At 36.2% G+C, this 20654-nt stretch carries 14 protein-coding genes, 3 pseudogenes and 1 CRISPR repeat array; all 17 genes and pseudogenes read left to right on the forward strand.

Features of this window, described 5'->3' with window-relative positions; genetic code table 11:
- Positions 1–83 precede the first annotated feature (83 nt).
- The 17 genes and pseudogenes from FGK96_RS01905 to FGK96_RS01985 all read left to right on the forward strand — a co-directional run bounded on the left by FGK96_RS01905 (position 84) and on the right by FGK96_RS01985 (position 20595).
- Positions 84–338: a DUF1912 family protein gene (locus tag FGK96_RS01905; RefSeq protein WP_138080845.1), complete on the forward strand. Its 255-nt coding sequence runs from the start codon at positions 84–86 to the stop codon at positions 336–338.
- Between the two features lie 400 nt (positions 339–738).
- Positions 739–1323 carry a GNAT family N-acetyltransferase gene (locus FGK96_RS01910; protein WP_138080847.1) on the forward strand — a complete coding sequence of 195 codons (585 nt, stop codon included), beginning with the start codon at positions 739–741 and terminating at the stop codon, positions 1321–1323.
- The gene (locus FGK96_RS01915) at positions 1320–1880 is read left to right on the forward strand and encodes a shikimate kinase (RefSeq protein WP_138080849.1); all 561 of its coding nucleotides are present in this window, start codon (positions 1320–1322) and stop codon (positions 1878–1880) included. The genes FGK96_RS01910 and FGK96_RS01915 overlap by 4 nt, the downstream gene beginning before the upstream one ends.
- Before the next feature lie 74 nt (positions 1881–1954).
- On the forward strand, positions 1955–4606 hold the full coding sequence (locus FGK96_RS01920; protein WP_138080851.1) for a valine--tRNA ligase: 2652 nt from the start codon (positions 1955–1957) through the stop codon (positions 4604–4606).
- Between the two features lie 601 nt (positions 4607–5207).
- Entirely contained in the window at positions 5208–5426 is a 219-nt protein-coding gene (locus FGK96_RS01925; RefSeq protein ID WP_138080853.1) for a ComC/BlpC family peptide pheromone/bacteriocin, read from the forward strand.
- 6 nt (positions 5427–5432) lie between these two features.
- Positions 5433–5755 (forward strand): annotated as a pseudogene (locus FGK96_RS01930) (hypothetical protein).
- A gap of 161 nt (positions 5756–5916) precedes the next feature.
- Positions 5917–7976: pseudogene (locus FGK96_RS01935) on the forward strand (peptide cleavage/export ABC transporter).
- 967 nt (positions 7977–8943) lie between these two features.
- A pseudogene (cas3, locus tag FGK96_RS01940) lies at positions 8944–11369 on the forward strand (CRISPR-associated helicase Cas3').
- A gap of 130 nt (positions 11370–11499) precedes the next feature.
- Entirely contained in the window at positions 11500–12228 is a 729-nt protein-coding gene (gene cas5c / locus FGK96_RS01945; RefSeq protein WP_138080855.1) for a type I-C CRISPR-associated protein Cas5c, read from the forward strand.
- Entirely contained in the window at positions 12228–14123 is a 1896-nt protein-coding gene (gene cas8c, locus FGK96_RS01950) for a type I-C CRISPR-associated protein Cas8c/Csd1 (RefSeq protein WP_138080857.1), read from the forward strand. The genes cas5c and cas8c overlap by 1 nt, the downstream gene beginning before the upstream one ends.
- Positions 14124–14127: 4 nt before the next feature.
- The gene (gene cas7c / locus FGK96_RS01955; protein ID WP_138080859.1) at positions 14128–14976 is read left to right on the forward strand and encodes a type I-C CRISPR-associated protein Cas7/Csd2; all 849 of its coding nucleotides are present in this window, start codon (positions 14128–14130) and stop codon (positions 14974–14976) included.
- Position 14977: 1 nt separating this feature from the next.
- Positions 14978–15652: a CRISPR-associated protein Cas4 gene (gene cas4 / locus FGK96_RS01960; RefSeq protein ID WP_138080861.1), complete on the forward strand. Its 675-nt coding sequence runs from the start codon at positions 14978–14980 to the stop codon at positions 15650–15652.
- Entirely contained in the window at positions 15649–16674 is a 1026-nt protein-coding gene (gene cas1c / locus FGK96_RS01965) for a type I-C CRISPR-associated endonuclease Cas1c (protein WP_138080863.1), read from the forward strand. Before cas4 ends, cas1c begins: the two co-directional genes overlap by 4 nt.
- A gap of 10 nt (positions 16675–16684) precedes the next feature.
- Positions 16685–16978, forward strand: a complete 294-nt coding sequence (gene cas2, locus FGK96_RS01970; RefSeq protein ID WP_138080865.1) for a CRISPR-associated endonuclease Cas2 — start codon at positions 16685–16687, stop codon at positions 16976–16978.
- Between the two features lie 149 nt (positions 16979–17127).
- Positions 17128–17623: direct repeats of the CRISPR family, unit length 32 nt; unit sequence GTCTCACCCTTCACGGGTGAGTGGATTGAAAT.
- Positions 17624–17750: 127 nt separating this feature from the next.
- The gene (locus FGK96_RS01975) at positions 17751–18047 is read left to right on the forward strand and encodes a hypothetical protein (protein WP_232045789.1); all 297 of its coding nucleotides are present in this window, start codon (positions 17751–17753) and stop codon (positions 18045–18047) included.
- A 122-nt stretch (positions 18048–18169) separates the two neighbouring features.
- Positions 18170–19840 (forward strand): sensor histidine kinase, encoded by a 1671-nt coding sequence (locus FGK96_RS01980; protein ID WP_138080867.1) that lies wholly within the window; start codon positions 18170–18172, stop codon positions 19838–19840.
- Positions 19828–20595 carry a helix-turn-helix domain-containing protein gene (locus FGK96_RS01985; RefSeq protein ID WP_138080869.1) on the forward strand — a complete coding sequence of 256 codons (768 nt, stop codon included), beginning with the start codon at positions 19828–19830 and terminating at the stop codon, positions 20593–20595. The genes FGK96_RS01980 and FGK96_RS01985 overlap by 13 nt, the downstream gene beginning before the upstream one ends.
- Positions 20596–20654: the final 59 nt, after the last annotated feature.

Consider the following 20654-nt stretch of genomic DNA (forward strand, 5'->3'; position numbering starts at 1 on the left):
GTTAAGCTTAGATATGGGAGAATGGTACTCACTCCCTACTTATGATATAATGGGCTTATCACTTTAGGAAGTAGTAAGGTTATATGTCTTTCGAAAAAGAATTTATCAAAGATTTTGAAGCGTGGGTTCAAACACAAATTCAGGTTAATCAAGTAGCAATGACTACCAGCCAGCAAGTTGCCCAAGAAGATGGTGATGAACGTGCTAGAGATGCCTTTATTAGGTATGAAAGTAAATTAGATGCTTATGAGTTTCTCTTAGGAAAATTTGCCAACTATCATAATGGCAAAGGTTTTCATGAGATGCCAGATGATTTATTTGGCAAACGAAGCTACTAATACTTTAATAGCTTTACCGATTGAAAATGAGTATCTAGGATTGCCTTATAGAAGCTAATCTGTTAGAATAATTGTAATCAGAGTCCAGATGAGTTTATCTGTTACAGAAAGCGGTGTTGTTGAGAAATCCGTACAGATGTCAAATGGTGTTGCTGAGGCTAAACCTTATGAATAACAAAGTTGCAAATGTCTCAGGATGTTTGAATTTGGGTGGTACCGCGGATATATCAATTCGTCCCTGTCTAGTATTGCTAGATGGGGTTTTTGTATAGGAGGGAAATGATGCTTAAACCTCGTTATACTAGTTTTACAGTTTCTGTTTTTTGGCTGACTCCAATGTCACTATCCTACCATCGACCAAAGTCATCAAAGAATATACCTAGAAAGTTAGAGGTTGCTAATGATAAAAATACTAGGAGAGCTTGAAAACAATCAACTACCGGCCATAGAGACGGAGAGGTTAATTCTCCGGGGCCGTCGCTTGTCAGATGCGGAAGACATCTTTGCTTTTGCAAAGCTGGCAGAGGTCTCCTGTCCTGCTGGTTTTCCTCCCGTCGCAACTATTGAAGACGAAATCCACTATCTGGACACCATTTACCCAGAAAATCTAAAAAAAGAAAAACTGCCCTCAGGGTATGGTATCACTCTCAAAGGTCAAGATAAGGTCATTGGGTCTGTTGATTTTAATCACCGTCATGAGGACGATGTTTTTGAAATCGGCTACCTCTTACACCCAGACTATTGGGGACAAGGAATCGTACCTGAAGCGGCCAAAGCACTTCTAGAATATGGTTTCACAAAATTACATTTGCACAAAATTGAATTGGCCTGCTACAGCTATAACAAGCAAAGTCAGGTTGTAGCTGACAAACTAGGTTTTACCCTAGAAGCAAGAATACGCGATCGAAAAGACGCTCAGAATCACCGTTGCGATGATTTGCGCTATGGCCTTTTAAAAAGTGAGTGGGAGGCGAAATACCTATGAATCTAGTCTTAATAGGAGCGCAAGCTTCTGGCAAAATGACCATCGGCCAAGAAGTCGCTAAACTGACTGAGCTGACCTTGTTTCATAATCATGAAACCATCGACTTTGTCCTTAAGTTTATGCCTTGGTCTACGGATGCTACGGACTTGATTACTAAGATTCATCTTGACTTTTTTGAGACTTTTGCCAAAATAGGGCGGCCAATGATTTTTACCATCGTCATTGATTTTGGAGACTCAACTGAAGTGGCCTTTTTAGAGACCCTTCAAAATATTTTTGAAGCAGAAAATCAGGAAGTTCTCTTTGTAGAATTAGAAACTTCCTTGGAAGAACGGCTTGTCCGTAATAAAACGGAAAATCGCCTCAGGCATAAACCCTTTAAAAGAGATATTGCCTGGTCAGAAAATGATATCCTCAGTACTATGGATTATGTCACTTTTAACAGTAAAGAAGCACCAGAAAAGCTTCACTATTACTACAAAATCAATAATACTCACAAAAGTGCCCAAGAAGTTGCGGCAGAAATAGTGGAAGTTATGAAGAAAATAGAATACTAAGAAAGATTTTCTTATTTCTATAATAGCTCATCAGAAAATATCAAATATCTCTTATGAATTAAGAAAGGACAATTATGTCAAAAGAACTATCACCAAAATATAACCCTACCGAAGTTGAAGCAGGTCGCTACGACAAGTGGTTGGAAGAAGATGTTTTCAAGCCATCAGGCGATAAGACGGCTAAACCTTATTCCATTGTTATTCCACCACCAAACGTTACTGGTAAACTTCACCTTGGTCATGCTTGGGACACAACCCTTCAAGATATTATTATCCGTCAAAAACGGATGCAAGGCTTTGATACCCTGTGGTTGCCTGGTATGGACCATGCGGGGATTGCGACGCAAGCAAAAGTTGAAGAGCGTCTGCGTGAACAAGGGATTACCCGTTATGACCTTGGTCGTGAAAAATTCCTAGACAAGGTTTGGGAATGGAAAGACGAATATGCGGCTACTATTAAAGAACAATGGGGCAAAATGGGAATCTCCGTGGATTATTCACGTGAACGTTTTACCCTTGACGAAGGCCTCTCTAAAGCGGTACGCAAAGTATTCGTTGACCTTTACAAAAAAGGCTGGATTTACCGTGGTGAGTTCATCATCAACTGGGATCCGGCTGCCCGCACAGCTTTGTCTGACATCGAAGTTATCCATAAAGACGTAGAAGGTGCCTTTTACCATATGACTTATATGCTGGAAGATGGCTCGCGCGGTTTACAAGTTGCGACTACTCGACCAGAAACCATGTTCGGAGACGTCGCTGTTGCCGTTAACCCGGAAGATCCTCGTTATAAAGATTTGATTGGTCAAAATGTTGTTTTACCAATCGTGAATAAACTGATTCCAATCGTGGCCGACGAACATGCCGACCCTGAATTTGGAACAGGGGTTGTTAAAATCACGCCTGCCCACGACCCGAACGACTTCTTAGTTGGTCAACGCCATAACTTACCACAAGTAAATGTTATGAATGACGACGGAACAATGAATGAACTAGCTGGCGAATTTGCTGGTATGGATCGTTTTGAAGCTCGTAAAGCAACCGTTGCTAAATTAGAAGAACTTGGTGCCCTTGTTAACATTGAAAAACGTGTTCATTCTGTTGGTCACTCAGAACGTTCTGGCGCAGTGGTTGAGCCACGCTTATCAACTCAATGGTTTGTTAAAATGGATGAGCTTGCTAAACAAGCTATGGATAACCAAGGTACTGAAAACCGTGTTGATTTCTACCCACCACGCTTCAATGATACCTTCATGAGCTGGATGGAAAATGTCCATGACTGGGTTATCTCACGCCAATTATGGTGGGGACACCAAATCCCAGCTTGGTACAACGCAGAGGGCGATATTTATGTCGGTGAAGAAGCCCCAGAGGGTGATGGTTGGAAACAGGACGAAGATGTCCTTGACACTTGGTTTTCATCTGCCCTATGGCCATTTTCAACCATGGGTTGGCCTGACACAGATGCTGAAGACTTCAAACGTTACTTCCCAACATCTACACTGGTAACTGGTTACGATATCATCTTCTTCTGGGTATCACGGATGATTTTCCAATCCCTTGAATTCACCAATGAACGTCCTTTTCAAAATGTCCTTATTCACGGTCTCATCCGTGATGAAGAAGGACGTAAAATGTCTAAATCATTGGGTAACGGTATCGATCCGATGGATGTTGTTGAAAAATACGGTGCAGATAGCTTACGTTGGTTCCTATCAAACGGCTCTGCCCCAGGACAGGATGTTCGTTTCTCATACGAAAAAATGGATGCCTCTTGGAACTTCATTAACAAGATCTGGAACATTTCCCGTTACATCCTCATGAACAATGAAGGCTTGACCCTTGAAGAAGCAGAAAGCAATGTGGCTAAAGTTGCTACTTCAGAAGTTGGAAATGTGACTGATCAATGGATTCTTCACAACCTTAATGAGACGATTGTCAAAGTTACTGAAAACTTTGACAAGTTCGAGTTCGGTGTTGCCGGCCACATTTTGTACAACTTCATTTGGGAAGAGTTTGCCAACTGGTATGTTGAGCTCACTAAAGAAGTGCTTTATTCTGACAATGAAGACGAAAAAGTCATGACCCGCTCAGTCCTCCTCTACACCTTGGACAAAATTTTACGACTCCTTCACCCAATTATGCCTTTTGTGACTGAAGAAATCTACGTTCAATATGCCCAAGGCTCAATCGTTACAGCAGCTTACCCAGTCGCTAACGATGCTTTTGAGAATGCGGTAGCCCACCGCGGTGTTGAGAGCTTGAAAGACCTGATCCGTGCTGTCCGCAATGCGCGTGCAGAGGTGAACGTTGCACCAAGCAAGGCCATCACCATCTTGATTAAAACATCAGACAAAGAGTTAGAAGACTTTTTCAAAGCCAACGAAAATTACATCCGACGTTTTACAAACCCTGAAAAATTAGAAATCTCAGCTGACCTCCAAGCCCCAGACATGGCCATGACTAGCATCATCACAGGCGCAGAAATCTATCTCCCGTTAGCAGACCTGCTCAACGTGGACGAAGAACTCGCTCGCCTCGATAAAGAACTGGCCAAATGGCAAAAAGAACTAGACATGGTCGGCAAAAAACTCAGCAACGAGCGCTTCGTTGCCAATGCCAAACCAGAAGTCGTCGAAAAAGAGCGAGAGAAGCAAGCAGACTACCAAGCTAAATTTGATGCGACGAAGGAGCGTATTGCCGAAATGAAGAAGTTGGTTAGATAGTTAAAATTATTCACTACTTCCGCAGAGTCCTGCCGCTAGACCATCAGTCTAAGCGACAGGACTCTTTGTTATATTCGAGAAATTTAAACAGATTTAACTAGAATATCTTTGTGTTGGACTATCTAGTCTCAAAGTGATTTTTAGGTAGTTGATGTAAGATAAGTAAAAGTAAATATTGCTACTTTTCTTCGAAGTATCGATTTAAATAAAATCATTAACTTTTTAGAGACTCTGTGCAATCACCATATGATGTTGGCAATTCGAATCTTCTACATTTAAAATATTTTGGAGACCATTTACAATTAGTATTTCCTTTTGTTTGTAGCAGAGTTATGGTTAATCGTTAACTTGAACTTGGAATATTGTGTAGTATTATTATTTTTAAGATTATTATCATTTTTTGAAATCTTTTGCTTTTTATAGTTTTAATAAATAATAAAAATAAATTATAGATAATAAGATTTAAAGTCAATGAATTAAAAATTAATTAATGATTATAATAACTTTATATAAACAGAGGTTGAGGTAATTAGGCTTTATTACTTGTATAACGAGTAATACTTTCAAGCAATAATACTATAGATATTAGGAGGTAGATATTATGAACAAGAAAGCAATAGAACATTTTGATGTAATTGATGATAGAACACTTGAAAATATACTAGGAGGCGGTTTTGGTTGGGGTGCTGCTCTTGCAGGTCTATTTGGTGGACTTGCAGCCTCTCCAACTTTAGAGGATTTAAATGGTAAAAAATTACCTAAACCCTCATCATGTTCTCTCTATGGAATTGGTGGAACACCAAATGCATGTAATTTTTAGTGTATTATGAAAGCTATTTATAAAGGAAATATTGCAGAAGTTTGGCAAATAACGAAAGATGGAAAATATCCAGCCTGGGTACAAGAAGCATTCAAAAAAATTATCTTTATTGGCTAGATAATCATGTGCGAGTGCTAATGTCAGGCTTGAATCCTTCCCTTAAGAAAAATTTTGAAATTGGAGCTGTCGGGACAGCAGGAGGAGGATTTGCAGGTTATGGAATGTATCAACTTGGTTATATAGGTGATTACATTGATATTACTAATCGAAGAATAGTATCCGAAAGGACATTTAAAAAACAATATAATATACTTGATTCAAGTGAGTAATGAAAACTCTTCCTTCACAATAGTAAAATTTCTGTTATTTTTCTCGCGATATTTAAATGTATAGATAATCTTGTTTTACCTCGTCCTCTGTGTATGTAAAGTTATTTTATTCTTAGAAAATTGTAAGTGGTTTTTATTATATGATATTCAATAAACGAGTTGTGATTTTTCTAAAAAAAGATTATAGATCTCAGCTTGACACACGTGATTGTGGTATTGCTTGTCTGGCCATGATATTAAGCTACTACGGTTCACATTATTCTTTAGCGAGTTTAAGAGAACGTGCTAAAACCACTCAATAGAGTACCACAGCATTTGGATTGATCAAGGTTGCTCAAGAAGAAAAATTTGAAACTAGAGCAATACAAGCGGATATGACACTTTTTGATGAAGATATCACATATCCTTTCATCGCTCATGTTATTAAAGATAATAAATTTATGCACTATTACGTGATAATTGGGTGTGTAATGATAAAAACATTTACGTAGCAGATCCAGATCCAAATATACGGGTAACTAAAATCTCTTATAATCAATTTGAAAAAGAATGGACGGAAATCTCATTATTTATTGCTCCTAGTTTTGATTATGAAATTCATAAAGAGGAAAATAGAAGTTTTTTAAGCTTTATAATTTTTTTCTAGAAGAACAGAAGACTTTAATACTAAAAATAACTATTGCAACAATATTTATTATATTATTTAATATTTTAGGAGCACATTATCTCCAGAGAATAATTGATATTTACATTCCTAGAATGGATAGACATACTTTGAGCCTAATGTCGTGTGGTCTTATAAGTATTTATATTTTTCAGCTTCCAATGTCTTTTTTTACTACACGTAGAACAGGAGACATTGTCTCTCGCTTTAACGACATAGTATCAATTATAGATGCATTAGTTAGCACTATTTTTAATACTTTTATTGCTACCTTAACTGTGATTATAGTATATATTTTTCTATTTTATCAAAACAAGGTTCTTTTCTTTATTAGCGTATTAGCATTACCACTTTATTGTGCAATAATTTGGTCTTTTGTCAAATTCTTTGATAAGTTAAACTATGAAATCATGGAATCTAATGCTACCTTATCGTCTTCTATTATTGAAACTATCAATGGCATTGAGACTGTGAAAGCATTGACAAGTGAAAATAAATGTTACCAAAAAATTGATAGAGAATTCTCTATTTATATAGAAAAACGTTTGCATAAGGCAAAGTGGAGAATATTCAGAAAGTTTTAAAAATTTAAGCCGAACTATTACTAAATGTTGCAATATTATGGGTTGGCGGATTCTTGGTTATGGACAATAAAATGTCAATCGGGCAATTCTTTACCTATAACTTATTATTAGTTTACTTTACAACTTCTCTGGAGAATATTATTCATTTGCAACCAAAATTACAAAGAGCAAAAGTAGCTAATGACCGTTTGAATGAAGTATATGTGATGAAACCTGAATTATCTGAACAAAAAGATATAATAACTTTAGAAAATATTAAAGGAGAATTTACGTTTAGAAACGTTAATTACCAATATGTATATGGACGAGATATTTTAACAGATATCAATTTGGTTATTCCTTATGGAAGTAAAATATCATTTGTAGGTTCATCTGGCTCAGAAAAAACTACACTTGCTAAAATGATGCTTAATTTTTTTAAACCTTTGAAAGGAGTGATTACTCTTGATGATATTGATTTGGAAAAGATTAATAAAGGATTACTTCGACAATCTGTTACATATTTACCACAGCAACCTTATATTTTTAATGGAACAATTTTAGAAAATCTCTTGCTAGGAGTGAATAGAAACGTTACTCAGAAGGAAATTGTTAAAGCTGTTGAAATAGCAGAAATTCGTTCTGAAATTGAGTCTATGAGATTTAGTTATCAGACGATTTTAAGTTCTTCTGACAGTTCAGGACTCTCTGGGGGACAAAAACAAAGAATAGCTCTAGCAAGAGCCCTACTAACAGATGCCTCTGTTCTGCTTTTAGATGAAGCAACCAGTAATTTAGATATTTTAACAGAGAAAAAATTATTGATAATCTTATGAAAATAGAGAAAACAATAGTATTTATCGTTCATCGGTTAGGTATCGCAAAACGAACAGATAAAATTGTCGTATTAGATAATGGACGAATAATTGAATATGGATCTCACGATGAGCTTGTCAGGAATAATGGATTTTATGCACATTTAATAAATGATTGAATTGAGACTAGGATAAAACTTCCAAACTATAAAAATCAAACAATATAAATTTTTTAAGTATAAACCTGCTAGAAGAAATAAGCTTAATTTGAAAGAAGATGTACTATAATAAATGTAAAAAATATGAGTAGTATAGCTGTAAGTATAGTTATATTTTCAGCTATTGAAACAGTCTTAAAGTGCTACTGTTAAGTTTTGGGGCGATCTGTTAAAATACTACAAATATTCACAGTAGTAAGTATAATTTAGTAGGAGGGAATAGGTTATAATTGACTAAGAAAATACTTAATTATCAAAATTATAGTCTTTTCAGGAATTCGACCATTAATGGAGTAATATTTCAATTACAAGACGACAACTTATTAATAAAAAACTATTAGATGGGCTTGTCAAGAAAAAGCAGACACACAGTTAAGATAATTAGTGACTATTTGTCAAACTCAACTTGTGATTGATAACCTAAATCAGAATGGAGAGGTTTAGAATTGTAATAGGTTTCCATAAATTAAAAAATGTCAAGCTGGGCTTGTTCAATAGTTGCGAAATTGGCAATATTGACAAGCTTTTTTATGTTTTATAAAGGGAGTCAAGTCTTTCATTGTCATTTAGAAGAGTTAACTCCTCTAGCAATGCTTTACTCTGTTCTTTAATCTCGAACTGGGCATGAGGTTGAAGGGCTTATCAAATACTTTTTTGATATAATCATTTCCTTGTTTTTACTTAAGGTTGTGTCTACTTTAGGATAGTGAGTCCAGTTTAGTTGTGGGTTTGATGCTAGATAAATCATACCACAATATGCATGACAACTTTTAAAAATAAAAATTTTCCTAGAAATATTATAAAAACGTTTTCAATAAATTAGAATAGTAGTATAATTAAAGTAAAAGATATGGTTTCATAATCTGGGAACTTCACTATACATTTCTTTAAGAATTAAGAAAAATATCAGAAACCAAAGGAAGCCACAATGGGTAAAGAATATGTTTTAGCACATTATCAAAAGGAAGAAGAAAGTGGATCTGAAAAAATACAATCTTTAGATGAGCATTTATTTAATGTAGCTTTTAGAAGTCGACAGGAAGCATCTATAATTGGTCAAGGAGATGTGCTTTTTTTAATTGGTCTATACCACGATCTGGGCAAAGCTGATCGAGCTTTTCAAGATAAATTATTAAATAATCCAAATCGGCATGTTGATCACTCTTATGCAGGGGCAAAATACTTATGTTCTATTATTGGATCTCATCTAAAAAACCGAGGGGTTGATAAAAATGAGAGAATGACATTCAACGAAATGGTGGGGTATGTCATTTCTGCTCATCATGGGATGTATGATGTTTGCTACTATTCTGACAATGCTGAATATTATGGCTTTAATAAGTTTAAAAATCGTATCAATAGAGACTTAGGTGATTATCACTATCATGAGGATATTAAAGGGTACGCTATAAAATTAGAGGAAAAATTGTGTGATTATGGCTACAAAGATCTAAGGGAGCTTGTTGATAAAGCTTTTGATAATTACCAGCAAGCTATGTCTTCCTTAAACTGGCAAGATAAGAGTGAGTGGGATTATTATCAGTCTTGTATGGTGAGACTTTACTTGTCACTCTTAAAAAACGCTGATATTTTGGACACAGTAAATGCATATGGGCTTAAGATAAGCCCTATGGATAAAACAGAGCGATCCATTTTAAAACACTCTTATTTAGCTGCCATTGAACAAAAATATGCTAGCTTTGGAAGGTCAAACAATAAGTTGAATGCTATCCGGACAGAAATTGCAGAGCGTGTTAAAGAAAGAGGTAAACGGGATTCTAAGGGGATTTATCGCTTAGATTTACCGACAGGAGCTGGCAAGACTAATCTTAGTATGCGCTATGCGTTTCACCAATTAGTTCATCAAGACAAATCAAGGTTTTTTTACATAACGCCCTTTCTTTCGGTTCTTGAGCAAAATGCTTCCGAAATCAGAAAAGTTACAGGTGACCTTGGTGTTTTAGAACACCATTCCAATGTGGTTAAACAGGCTAATGAAGATGACGACGACAAGAATAGTTTACTATCAGCTTATCTTAGTGATAGCTGGGATAGTCAAGTAGTCTTGACTTCTATGGTTCAATTTTTCCAAACACTTTTCAAAACAAAATCAGCTAATCTGAGACGTTTTTCAAGTTTGATTAATAGTGTTGTGATTCTAGATGAAGTTCAGTCACTGCCTATTGAAGTAACAACTTTATTTAATTTAACGATAAATTTTTTAAATAAAGTCATGAACACAACTATTGTTCTTTGTACAGCAACACAACCTGCTTATGATTCTTCAGAGATTGAGCATCGTATCTGTTATGGAGGAAACTTAGGAGAATTAGCTGAAATAGTTGAGTTAACGATTGAAGAAAAACAAGTGTTTTCAAGGACAGAGCTTAGAAAATTTGATGATAGTGATCAGAAAACTCATTTGACTGATGTTATTAACCTTATTCTAGGTGAGGAAAACTCAGTTCTTGCTATTTTTAACACGAAAAAAACGGTTCATAACTGCTACACTATGCTCAAAGACATGACAGATAGACCAGTCTATCAGCTTTCGACAAATATGTGTGCGCAGCATAGGCTTGACTTGATTGCTAACATCAAAACGGAGTTACAAAATAATATCCCTATTATTTGTATTAGCACACAATTAATTGAAGCAGGTGTAGATGTTGATTTTCATCGCGTCATTCGTTCCTATTCAGGAATTGATTCTATTGTTCAGGCTGCTGGACGATGTAATCGAGAAGGCAAACGAGATAAAGGTCAAGTTACTCTTGTCAATCTGACCTATGAAGAGGAAAATATTTCTAGGCTGACAGAAATAAAAGCTAAAAAACAAGCCACAGAATCTATTCTTCATAAGATTGGGTCTCCAATTGATATCTCAACTTTAAACCGTGACTTTTTGAGTATTATTATGCCAATAATCAAGGACTGATGGATTATCCTTTGGAAGACAACATATCAATCTACGACTATTTAAGCCTTAATACTTATCAGACGGCAAATAAAAAGTTCAAAGGTAAGTTAAAACAAGCTTTTAAAACAGCAGGAGCCAAAATGAACCTCATCAATAATGACATGGTAGGAGTTCTCGTATCTTATGGTGATGCTAAGAAAAAGTTAGCTTACTTAGAAGAATTAGGTGCGTCTCAATTTTTATCAGCAGAAGATTATCAAACGATAAAATCATTACTAAAAGAGTTACAACCTTTCACGGTTAATGTCCGTGAGAACGATCCTCTTCTTGAAGCAACAAAATCTTATCTAAATGGTCAGATTCTGATTTTGATGTCGGAGTATTATGACACAGAAAGAGGAGTTAAATACGACTCAGATAATTTTCGCTTGTAAATCAAAATGAAAGCAGGTCAACAAAAGGTCGGTAGGGGACCTCGTTAACCTGCCAATCATCGTTAATAATTATTATCAATTTAGACCATTTAATAAGGTAAGTTTTCAAAAACAGAAGGAGGAAAATATCTTGTACAGATCTAGAGACTTCTACGTGAGAGTAAGTGGCCAGCGAGCCCTTTTTACCAATCCTGCCACAAAGGGGGGATCGGAACGGTCATCCTACCCCATTCCGACTAGGCAAGCATTGAATGGCATCGTTGATGCCATCTATTATAAGCCGACCTTTACTAATATCGTCACAGAGGTTAAGATTATTAACCAAATTCAAACCGAATTACAGGGTGTCAGGGCTCTGTTGCATGATTATAGTGCAGATTTAAGTTATGTATCGTATTTGAGTGATGTTGTTTATCTGATCAAGTTTCATTTTGTTTGGAATGAAGATAGAAAAGATTTAAACTCAGATAGACTTCCAGCTAAACATGAAGCCATTATGGAGCGTTCTATTCGTAAAGGTGGACGTCGTGATGTGTTTTTGGGTACAAGAGAGAGTGTAGGTCTTGTAGATGATATCAGCCAAGAAGAGTATGAGGCTGCTGTATCGTATTATAATGGTGTCAATATCGACTTGGGAATCATGTTCCATTCCTTTGCCTATCCGAAAGACAAAAAGACACCATTGAAATCATACTTTACAAAGACTGTGATGAAAAATGGAGTCATTACGTTTAAACCACAGTCTGAATGCGATATTGTTAACACACTTTCTAGTTATGCTTTTAAAGCACCAGAGGAGATAAAATCGGTTAACGATGAATACATGGAGTATGATGACATGGAGAAAGGAGAAAACTGATGGATTTTTTTACTTCTCTCTTGAAGACCTATGAGAAAGCAGAGCTAGCAGACTTGGTTGATCACCAAAAAAGAGATAATGAGCCGGTTTTATTGCCGATTTATCATACGAGTTTAAAGTCAAATGGCAAAAATATCATTTCAGTGAAACTTGACAAAGATGGCCAGTTTCACAAGGCAGAATTTATGGCAGATAAGCAAATGATTATTTTTCCTGTAACGGCTGATTCTGTTGCTAGGTCAGGTAGTAATCCTGCACCGCATCCCCTAGTCGATAAATTTGCTTATTATAGTGCTGAAGTAGACCAGTCCCAGTATGATTCTTTTCATAAGCAACTTAATAACTGGATTGATTATTGTGAGGAGGGTGAGGTCAAGAGGTTTTTAACCATTGTTCAGCAATTTATTTTGAAACCAGAATTTCTAATATTGATTCTTGATTCTTTAATTGGTCCTGATTATCAAAATAATCAATTAAAAATTAGTTTTTGTGATGTTACTGGAAAAGAAAAACTAATTGATTTATCAGCTTGTTTTTTAGAATTTTCAATTGACCAATTTCAGGGCTTTAAAAATGAATCGGTTTCGACATTTAAAGCCTTACACCAATCCTATATTTCTTTTGTTGAAGCAAATCGTGAAAATCTTGGTATTTGTAATATTAGTGGACGAGAAGAGCAGCTTACCGATAAGCATAGAGGACTGATGGGGAATGCTAAAATCATCTCAGTTAGTAATAAAAGAGAAGCTTATAAAGGACGTTTTAGAGAACGTGAAGACGTCTTTAGTGTTGGCTATGAAACTTCCGAAAAGATTCATTTAATGATCAAGTATCTTTTAGAAAATAAAAATACCAGTACTTGGTTAGGGTCCTCTCAATATTTAATCAACTGGTTCAGCGATGATTTAACAAATGATAGTCGGTTGGATATTGTATCACCAATCTTTGATGATGGACTTGAAGAAGAAGATGATGACGATACGCCTCCTGTTATAACATTAGCAACTGAAGACAATAAAAGAATTGGTAAATCATTTATCAAGGGACAAAAATTATTTGCTAATGATGCCACTTATTACGTTGCTATTTTGAATAAAACCAGCAATGGACGGATTGCTTTAAAATATTTTCGTCAGCTTCAAGCGTCTCAATTACTCACCAATCTTGATAAGTGGCAGGAAAAATACAGTTGGGAGTCGCGATTTAAGTTTGGGAAAAGTCGCTTAAGAACCCCTACTTTTCATGACATCCTTAATGTGTCCTACGGAGTTGATAGGGAACGTTTCCTTGAATTAGATAATGATAACTTCAAAAGTGATCAAGTTCAAAAGTTAGTGACAAGTTTGATTGATGGTAAACCGATGCCACAGTCCATTGTCAAAAAGTTAGGTAACAATGTTAAAGAACGACATCGTTACCGTAAGCACTGGTATCAAGTTGAGCAGGTCTGCTTAGCAATTTTACACAAACAAAATGGGGAGGAATTTTCACCGATGCTAGATCATACCAATCAAAATCGTTCCTATCTTTTCGGGCGATTATTAGCAATTTTTGAATTAATCGAGACGTTGCGTTATGGCTTGGATGGAACCGACAGCGATCGTATTACCAATGCTGAACGTTATTGGACGGCCTATACTGGACAGCCAACAAAATTGATGATGTTATTGGAGAATAAAATTAAGCCTTACGAAGAACCATTGAAATTAAATCGTCGTGGCAGTTGGAAGAAATTAGAAAAAGAAAAAGAAGAGATTTTAGAACTGTTAAATCCTCTGTTAGAAACAGAAACAATGGAGAAACCGTTAGATTACCGCTTTATTTTTGGGTATTATGCTGAGAAAAACTATTATTATACAAAACAAAACACTGAAGTAACGGAAAGTGAGGAGTAAAAAGATGTTGGAACACAAAATTGATTTTATGGTAACCCTTGAAGTGAAAGAAGCAAATGCAAATGGTGATCCCTTAAATGGAAACATGCCTCGTACAGATGCCAAAGGATATGGTGTGATGAGTGATGTCTCCATTAAACGTAAGATTCGTAATCGTCTACAAGATATGGGAAAACCTATTTTTGTGCAAGCTAATGAACGTATTGAAGATGACTTTCGTTCACTAGAAAGTCGCTTTTCACAACATTTTACAGCTAAGACACCTGACAAAGAAATTGAAGAAAAAGCAAATGCATTATGGTTTGATGTTCGTGCTTTTGGACAAGTTTTTACTTATCTGAAAAAATCAATTGGGGTGCGTGGACCAGTCTCCATCAGTATGGCTAAGTCCTTGGAGCCGATTGTCATTTCCAGCCTTCAAATTACGCGTAGTACCAATGGTATGGAAGCTAAGAATAATAGTGGGCGTTCTTCTGATACGATGGGGACAAAACATTTTGTAGATTATGGTGTGTATGTACTTAAAGGTTCTATCAATGCTTATTTTGCTGAAAAGACTGGATTTTCTCAGGAAGATGCCGAGGCCATTAAAGAGGTTTTGGTTAGCTTGTTTGAAAATGATGCGTCGTCTGCACGTCCGGAAGGTTCTATGCGAGTTCGTGAAGTCTTTTGGTTTACGCATTCAAGCAAACTGGGAAATGTTTCAAGTGCGCGTGTCTTTGATTTGTTAGAGTATCATCAATCAATAGAAGAAAAAAGTACTTATGACGCTTATCAGATTCATCTAAATCAAGAAAAATTGGCTAAATATGAAGCGAAAGGTTTAACGCTTGAAATCCTAGAAGGACTCTAGTATGGTCTATGCCGAAGATGATTATTTAATGCTATCAGGTATTCAGCATTTTCAATTTTGTAAACGTCAATGGGCGTTGATCCATATTGAGCAACAATGGCTTGATAATGAAGCGACAGCGCATGGACAAATTCTACATACTAAAGCAGATAATCCTTACATTAAAGAAAAACGAAAAGATCTTTTGGTCTCACGTGCTATGCCCATTTCTTCTGCAGAACTTGGACTTTCAGGAATTATGGATGTGGTGGAATTTTATAAAGATGATCAAGGTGTGTCTTTGAGGGGAAAACGTGGGAAATGGTTGCCAAAAGTTGTGGAATACAAGCGCGGGAAACCTAAAAAAGATACCAGAGATATTGTCCAGTTGGTGGCTCAGACCATGTGTTTAGAAGAAACGCTAGGCTGTCACATTAACGAAGGTTGTCTTTATTACCATAGTGTCAATCAAAGAGTGATTGTTCCTATGACATCAGATTTGCGTCAAGAGGTGAGGGAATTAGCCGAAGAGATGCATGAGGTTTATCAGAGTCAAATGCTACCTAAAGCAGCTTATTTTAAAAATTGTCAGCTTTGTTCTTTAGTCGATATTTGTAAGCCCAGATTGAGTAAGAAAACAAGGAGTGTGGCACGTTACATCAATGAGGCTATGACCAGTGAGGAGATGAACCCATGAAAAAGTTGCTAAATACCTTGTATTTGACGCAAGAAGATTTTTATGTCACTAAAGAGGGCGATAATATTGTTATCAAGCAAGGAGGTAAGGTTCTCAAACGGATCCCCTTTCGGATTATTGACGGTATTGTCTGTTTTTCCTATTTAGGTGTATCACCTGCTTTGGTGAAGTTATGTACGGAAAATCAGATTAACTTATCGTTTCATACACCACAAGGCCGTTTTTGTGGTCGCTATATTGGTTCAACCAATGGGAATATGTTATTGCGTAGAGAACATTACCGCTTATCTGATCGTGAAGAATCTTTGGAATATGCAAAGCGGTTTATTTTGGCTAAAATTTCTAACTCAAGGAAATACTTGTTACGCTTTAAACGAGATCATCGTCAACAGATTGATACCACGCTTTTTAATGCTGTTAATGACGAATTGATATGGGCTTTAGAGATGGTTCAGGCTGCAAATAATAAAGACACTTTGCGAGGGATTGAAGGCCAAGCTGCTAATCAGTATTTTCGCATCTTTAATGATCTTGTGCTGACGGATAAAAAAACATTTTACTTCCAAGGTCGGAGTAAGCGACCGCCCTTAGACTGTGTTAATGCCCTCTTGTCTTTTGGTTACAGTTTACTGACCTTTGAATGTCAATCTGCCTTGGAAGCTGTCGGCTTAGACAGTTACGTTGGTTTCTTTCACACGGATCGTCCTGGGCGTGCCAGTTTAGCGCTTGATTTAGTTGAAGAGTTCCGCTCATATATTGTTGATCGTTTTGTCTTTTCATTAATTAATAAAGGACAACTTCAGAAAAAACACTTTGAGGTTAAAGAAAATGGTAGCATTTTATTGACGGAAAATGGTAGAGCTATTTTTATTGATTTGTGGCAGAAGCGTAAGCATACTGAGGTAGAGCATCCTTTTACAAAAGAAAAAGTAAAATTTATGTTATTACCCTATGTGCAAGCGCAACTTTTAGCTAAGGCCATACGAGGAGATTTAGAAAGCTATCCACCTTTTATGGTTTAGGAGATGTTATATGATGGTTTTAGTCACTTATGATGTAAATACTGAAACATCGGCGGGCAGAAAAAGATTGCGTCATGTTGCTAAACTCTGTGTGGACTATGGGCAACGTGTTCAAAATTCTGTTTTTGAATGTTCTGTGACACCTGCGGAATTTGTGGATATAAAGCACCGCTTAACACAGATCATTGATGAGGAAACTGATAGTATTCGCTTTTATTTATTGGGTAAAAATTGGCAGAGGCGTGTAGAAACACTTGGTCGTTCAGACAGCTATGACCCAGATAAAGGTGTCTTATTATTGTGAAAACGTTTAGTGCGACTCGAGGTTTCACAGAAAAACCTTGCTTGCTCGCGCAAAAATAACTTAAAAAAGAAGTTAAATGGAGATAAAAAGGCTTAAAAACACCTCTATGTCTTCCATCCGTTTCTCTATAAACTGTGTCATTTGGCGCAGTCTCACCCTTCACGGGTGAGTGGATTGAAATATATCGATAACGGGGTATTTACTAAAACACTTCGTCTCACCCTTCACGGGTGAGTGGATTGAAATTAATTCAGCATGACCGTCATCTTCAAAAATAAAAGTCTCACCCTTCACGGGTGAGTGGATTGAAATACCAAAAACTTCAATTTCAACCCCTTTTTCGATGGCGTCTCACCCTTCACGGGTGAGTGGATTGAAATTTGTTTGATTTCCATAACTCAGCTGTCAGAACTGATGTCTCACCCTTCACGGGTGAGTGGATTGAAATTCTATATCCGTTTATCACTTCTTCAAAACGTGTGTCTCACCCTTCACGGGTGAGTGGATTGAAATAATTGCTTTAATGTTTGCTTTGGGTGCTTTTTGTGTCTCACCCTTCACGGGTGAGTGGATTGAAATTAAGTTTGAATTAGACGCGATTATGGAGGGGCTTGTCTCACCCTTCATGGGTGAGTGGATTGAAATAAGAAATTTCAATTATTTTTATGAGAAATTCCCAAAATTCTTTGGGCCAAATATAGGGATCTTTATTGATGGTTCTAAAGGAAAACTCGCACTAGATAAAGAGAAAAGAATCTTTACTTTAAGATTTTTGCCGTCTGGAGATGAAATCGAAGCATACATTAATCAAGATAATGGAAAAGCTATTCAATCAATTAAAAATCAGGCTATTTTAGGAGAGTGGATTGTTAATCAAGTATTCCAGTTAAAACGGAGAGAACCACTTACCTATCAAAAATTAGTAGACTTACAAATAAATGCATTAAGGCTGATAAAATATAAGAAGTCGCAAGTGATTGGTATTGAATTCACTTGGATTGATATCGAAAATCCACCGGCAGATGCTATTGGCTGGGTGACAAAAAATAAAATCCCTCAACAAACTTGATAGAAATGAAATCTGCTTGATAAATAAACGATTTTGTCACCGTTTACATTCCCCTCTCATCTTGCTATAATCAGGTCATAATTAAGAAGCATGCTACCGTGCTTTTTTTGTGAGGTTTTGGGATGGGTATTGATAAGAAAGTGGCTGAGCTTACTTTTAAGGAGAAGTTGCGGCTTGAGATTTTAGCTGGTTTTAAAAAGACGGCTTTGGTTATTGGTTTGAGTTATGTGATAGTACTGAGTTTGTTTATTGTTTCGGTGCAGTATAGTCAGCTGGTTGGTGGGACGAATGTTATTATCTCTTATTTTAGGACAACACACAGTAAGAGTGATAGTCTTTTTGCAAAGCTTGAACAGAAGGGGCTAAGCCAATTCTTATCAGGCCACTTGAGTGAACGCGAGATGTTCAGGAAAGTCTACCAAGAGTCGAATCATTTGCCCTTTCGCTCGGCGATTTCCATTTACAATCCTAAGGGACAGTTGCTTTTGAGCACGCGCCTTCCTAATCGGGGTGGTCTTCGTGATGATGCTTTTGTTAAAATTGCCTTGCCTCATGTTAAAAATAGATCTGAGTACCGATTGATGAAAGACTATCAGGGGAACCCTTTTCTCTTAAAAATGAAAGCTATCTGGTCAAAAGGAGTTAAGATAGGTTATTTGGTGCTTTATATTGATGGGAACGATTTTGAGTCTGGTTTAAAGGTTGATGCGACTCAGTATGTGATTGCGGATCATTTTAATCATCTTTTTACTTCAAATAGTTTACAAGATACAACTCTTTCTTGGCAAAAAATTGATAGTAATCAGTTTAAAAAAAGGATGAGTATAAGCGATGGAAATTTGATCTTACACCAGTGGAAACCTTTGGGGCAAGAGCTTTTTTTGTATACTTCGATCTTAGTGCTTCCCTTGTCTTATCTGTTACTTTTTACTTGTTTCTTTGTTTTTGTTATTATGCTTCTTTTGATTGTCTTAGCAAGACGACTTTCTGAACGTATTTCCAGTCATAGTAGTGACAGTGTTGCTCTTCTCGTTAAGGATTTGGATTTAATTGTTGGTGGTTATCAATATAAAGTTGGTGTTAGATCAAAAGATGAGTTTGGTTATTTGGCTGAAAAAATAAATAGTTTGATTGATACTTTAGACCGTTTATTTCGCCAGATGTTAACCTTGGAACAAGAAAAATCAACTGTTGAACGTAAACTTTTGGAAGCTCAGTTTCACCCACATTTTCTCTATAATTCTTTGGAATCCATTAAAGTTTTAATTCATTTTAACCCTCATAAAGCACAAGCAATGATTTTAGCTCTTAATCGAGTTCTGCGTTATAGTATTACCTCTCAGGCAGAATATGCCGTTTTAGCTTCTGATTTTGATATCTTAGAGGACTTTTTAGAGGTTAATCAAGTGCGTTTTGAAGATTTTCGCTTTAGTCTATTTTATCCTGATGATTTGCAGCGGCTGCGAATTCCCAAGCTCTTTTTATTACCTTTGGTTGAAAATGCCATTAAATATGGCATGAAATCTCGGCATGATTTAACCATTAGAATAGAACTTAAAATGACAGACAAACACATCCAGTTTTATGTGTTAGATAATGGTCCAGGTTTTAGTCAATTCTTTAAAGATAATTTTGCTCGTTATTTAAAAGCTGGACATACGGAACATGGATTAGTGAATTCTTACAGTCGTTTAGTCATGCTTTATCCAAGCACGACTATCGAGCTCTGCCAAGTTGATATGTTGAACGGTGTTTTACTACAATTTGAAAGGAAGCAAGCATGTTACGAATGATTATTGTCGAAGATGAACATCTAATTAGGAAGTGGTTGAGTCAAGTGATTGATTATAAACAAATGGGGATTGATTTGCTTGCTTGTGCCCGTGATGGTCAAGAGGGCATTGAGGCTATTATAAGGTTTGAACCGGATATTGTTTTGACTGATATTATGATGCCACGAAAAACAGCTTTTGATATGTTTGAAGCGACGAGAAAATATAACTATCAGAAAATTATTTTGTCCTCATTTAGCGATTTTCAAAATGCTAAGAGAGCTATGCAATATGGTGTTATTAATTTTTTAGAGAAGCCTCTAGACACAGATGAATTACGTGATTGTCTTTGGCAGATTTGTTTAGACCTTAAATCGGAGGATATTCTCTTAGTTAACGAAGAGGAGTTGATTAAGCAATTTCCAACGATTGCTTTACCAGCTAGCGATGATAATTCTTTATCAGCTCAGGTTATTTCTTATTTGCATCATCATTACAATCAGACTATATCAACGGAGGCTATTGCTCATCAATTTGGGTATAGTGAGAGTTACCTTTATAAAAAAGTCAAAGATGAACTGGGCATTACCTTAAAGGACTATTTAAACAGGTACCGAGTGCGTCGAGCTATTCAATGTATTTTAGAAGATCCCAGCCTTATGGTTTATCAAGTTTCATCTTCCGTAGGCTTTTCCGACTATAACTATTTTGGTAAGGTTTTTCGTCGTTATACTGGCCTAACATTCACGGAATTTAAAGAGAATTTTACTCATTAAGAATAGAATTGTCCTATAATTAAAGCGCTTTCTTTTGTAGAATTGAGGTATCAAAACAT

This window comes from Streptococcus porcinus, assembly GCF_901542335.1.
Classification (GTDB): domain Bacteria; phylum Bacillota; class Bacilli; order Lactobacillales; family Streptococcaceae; genus Streptococcus; species Streptococcus porcinus_A.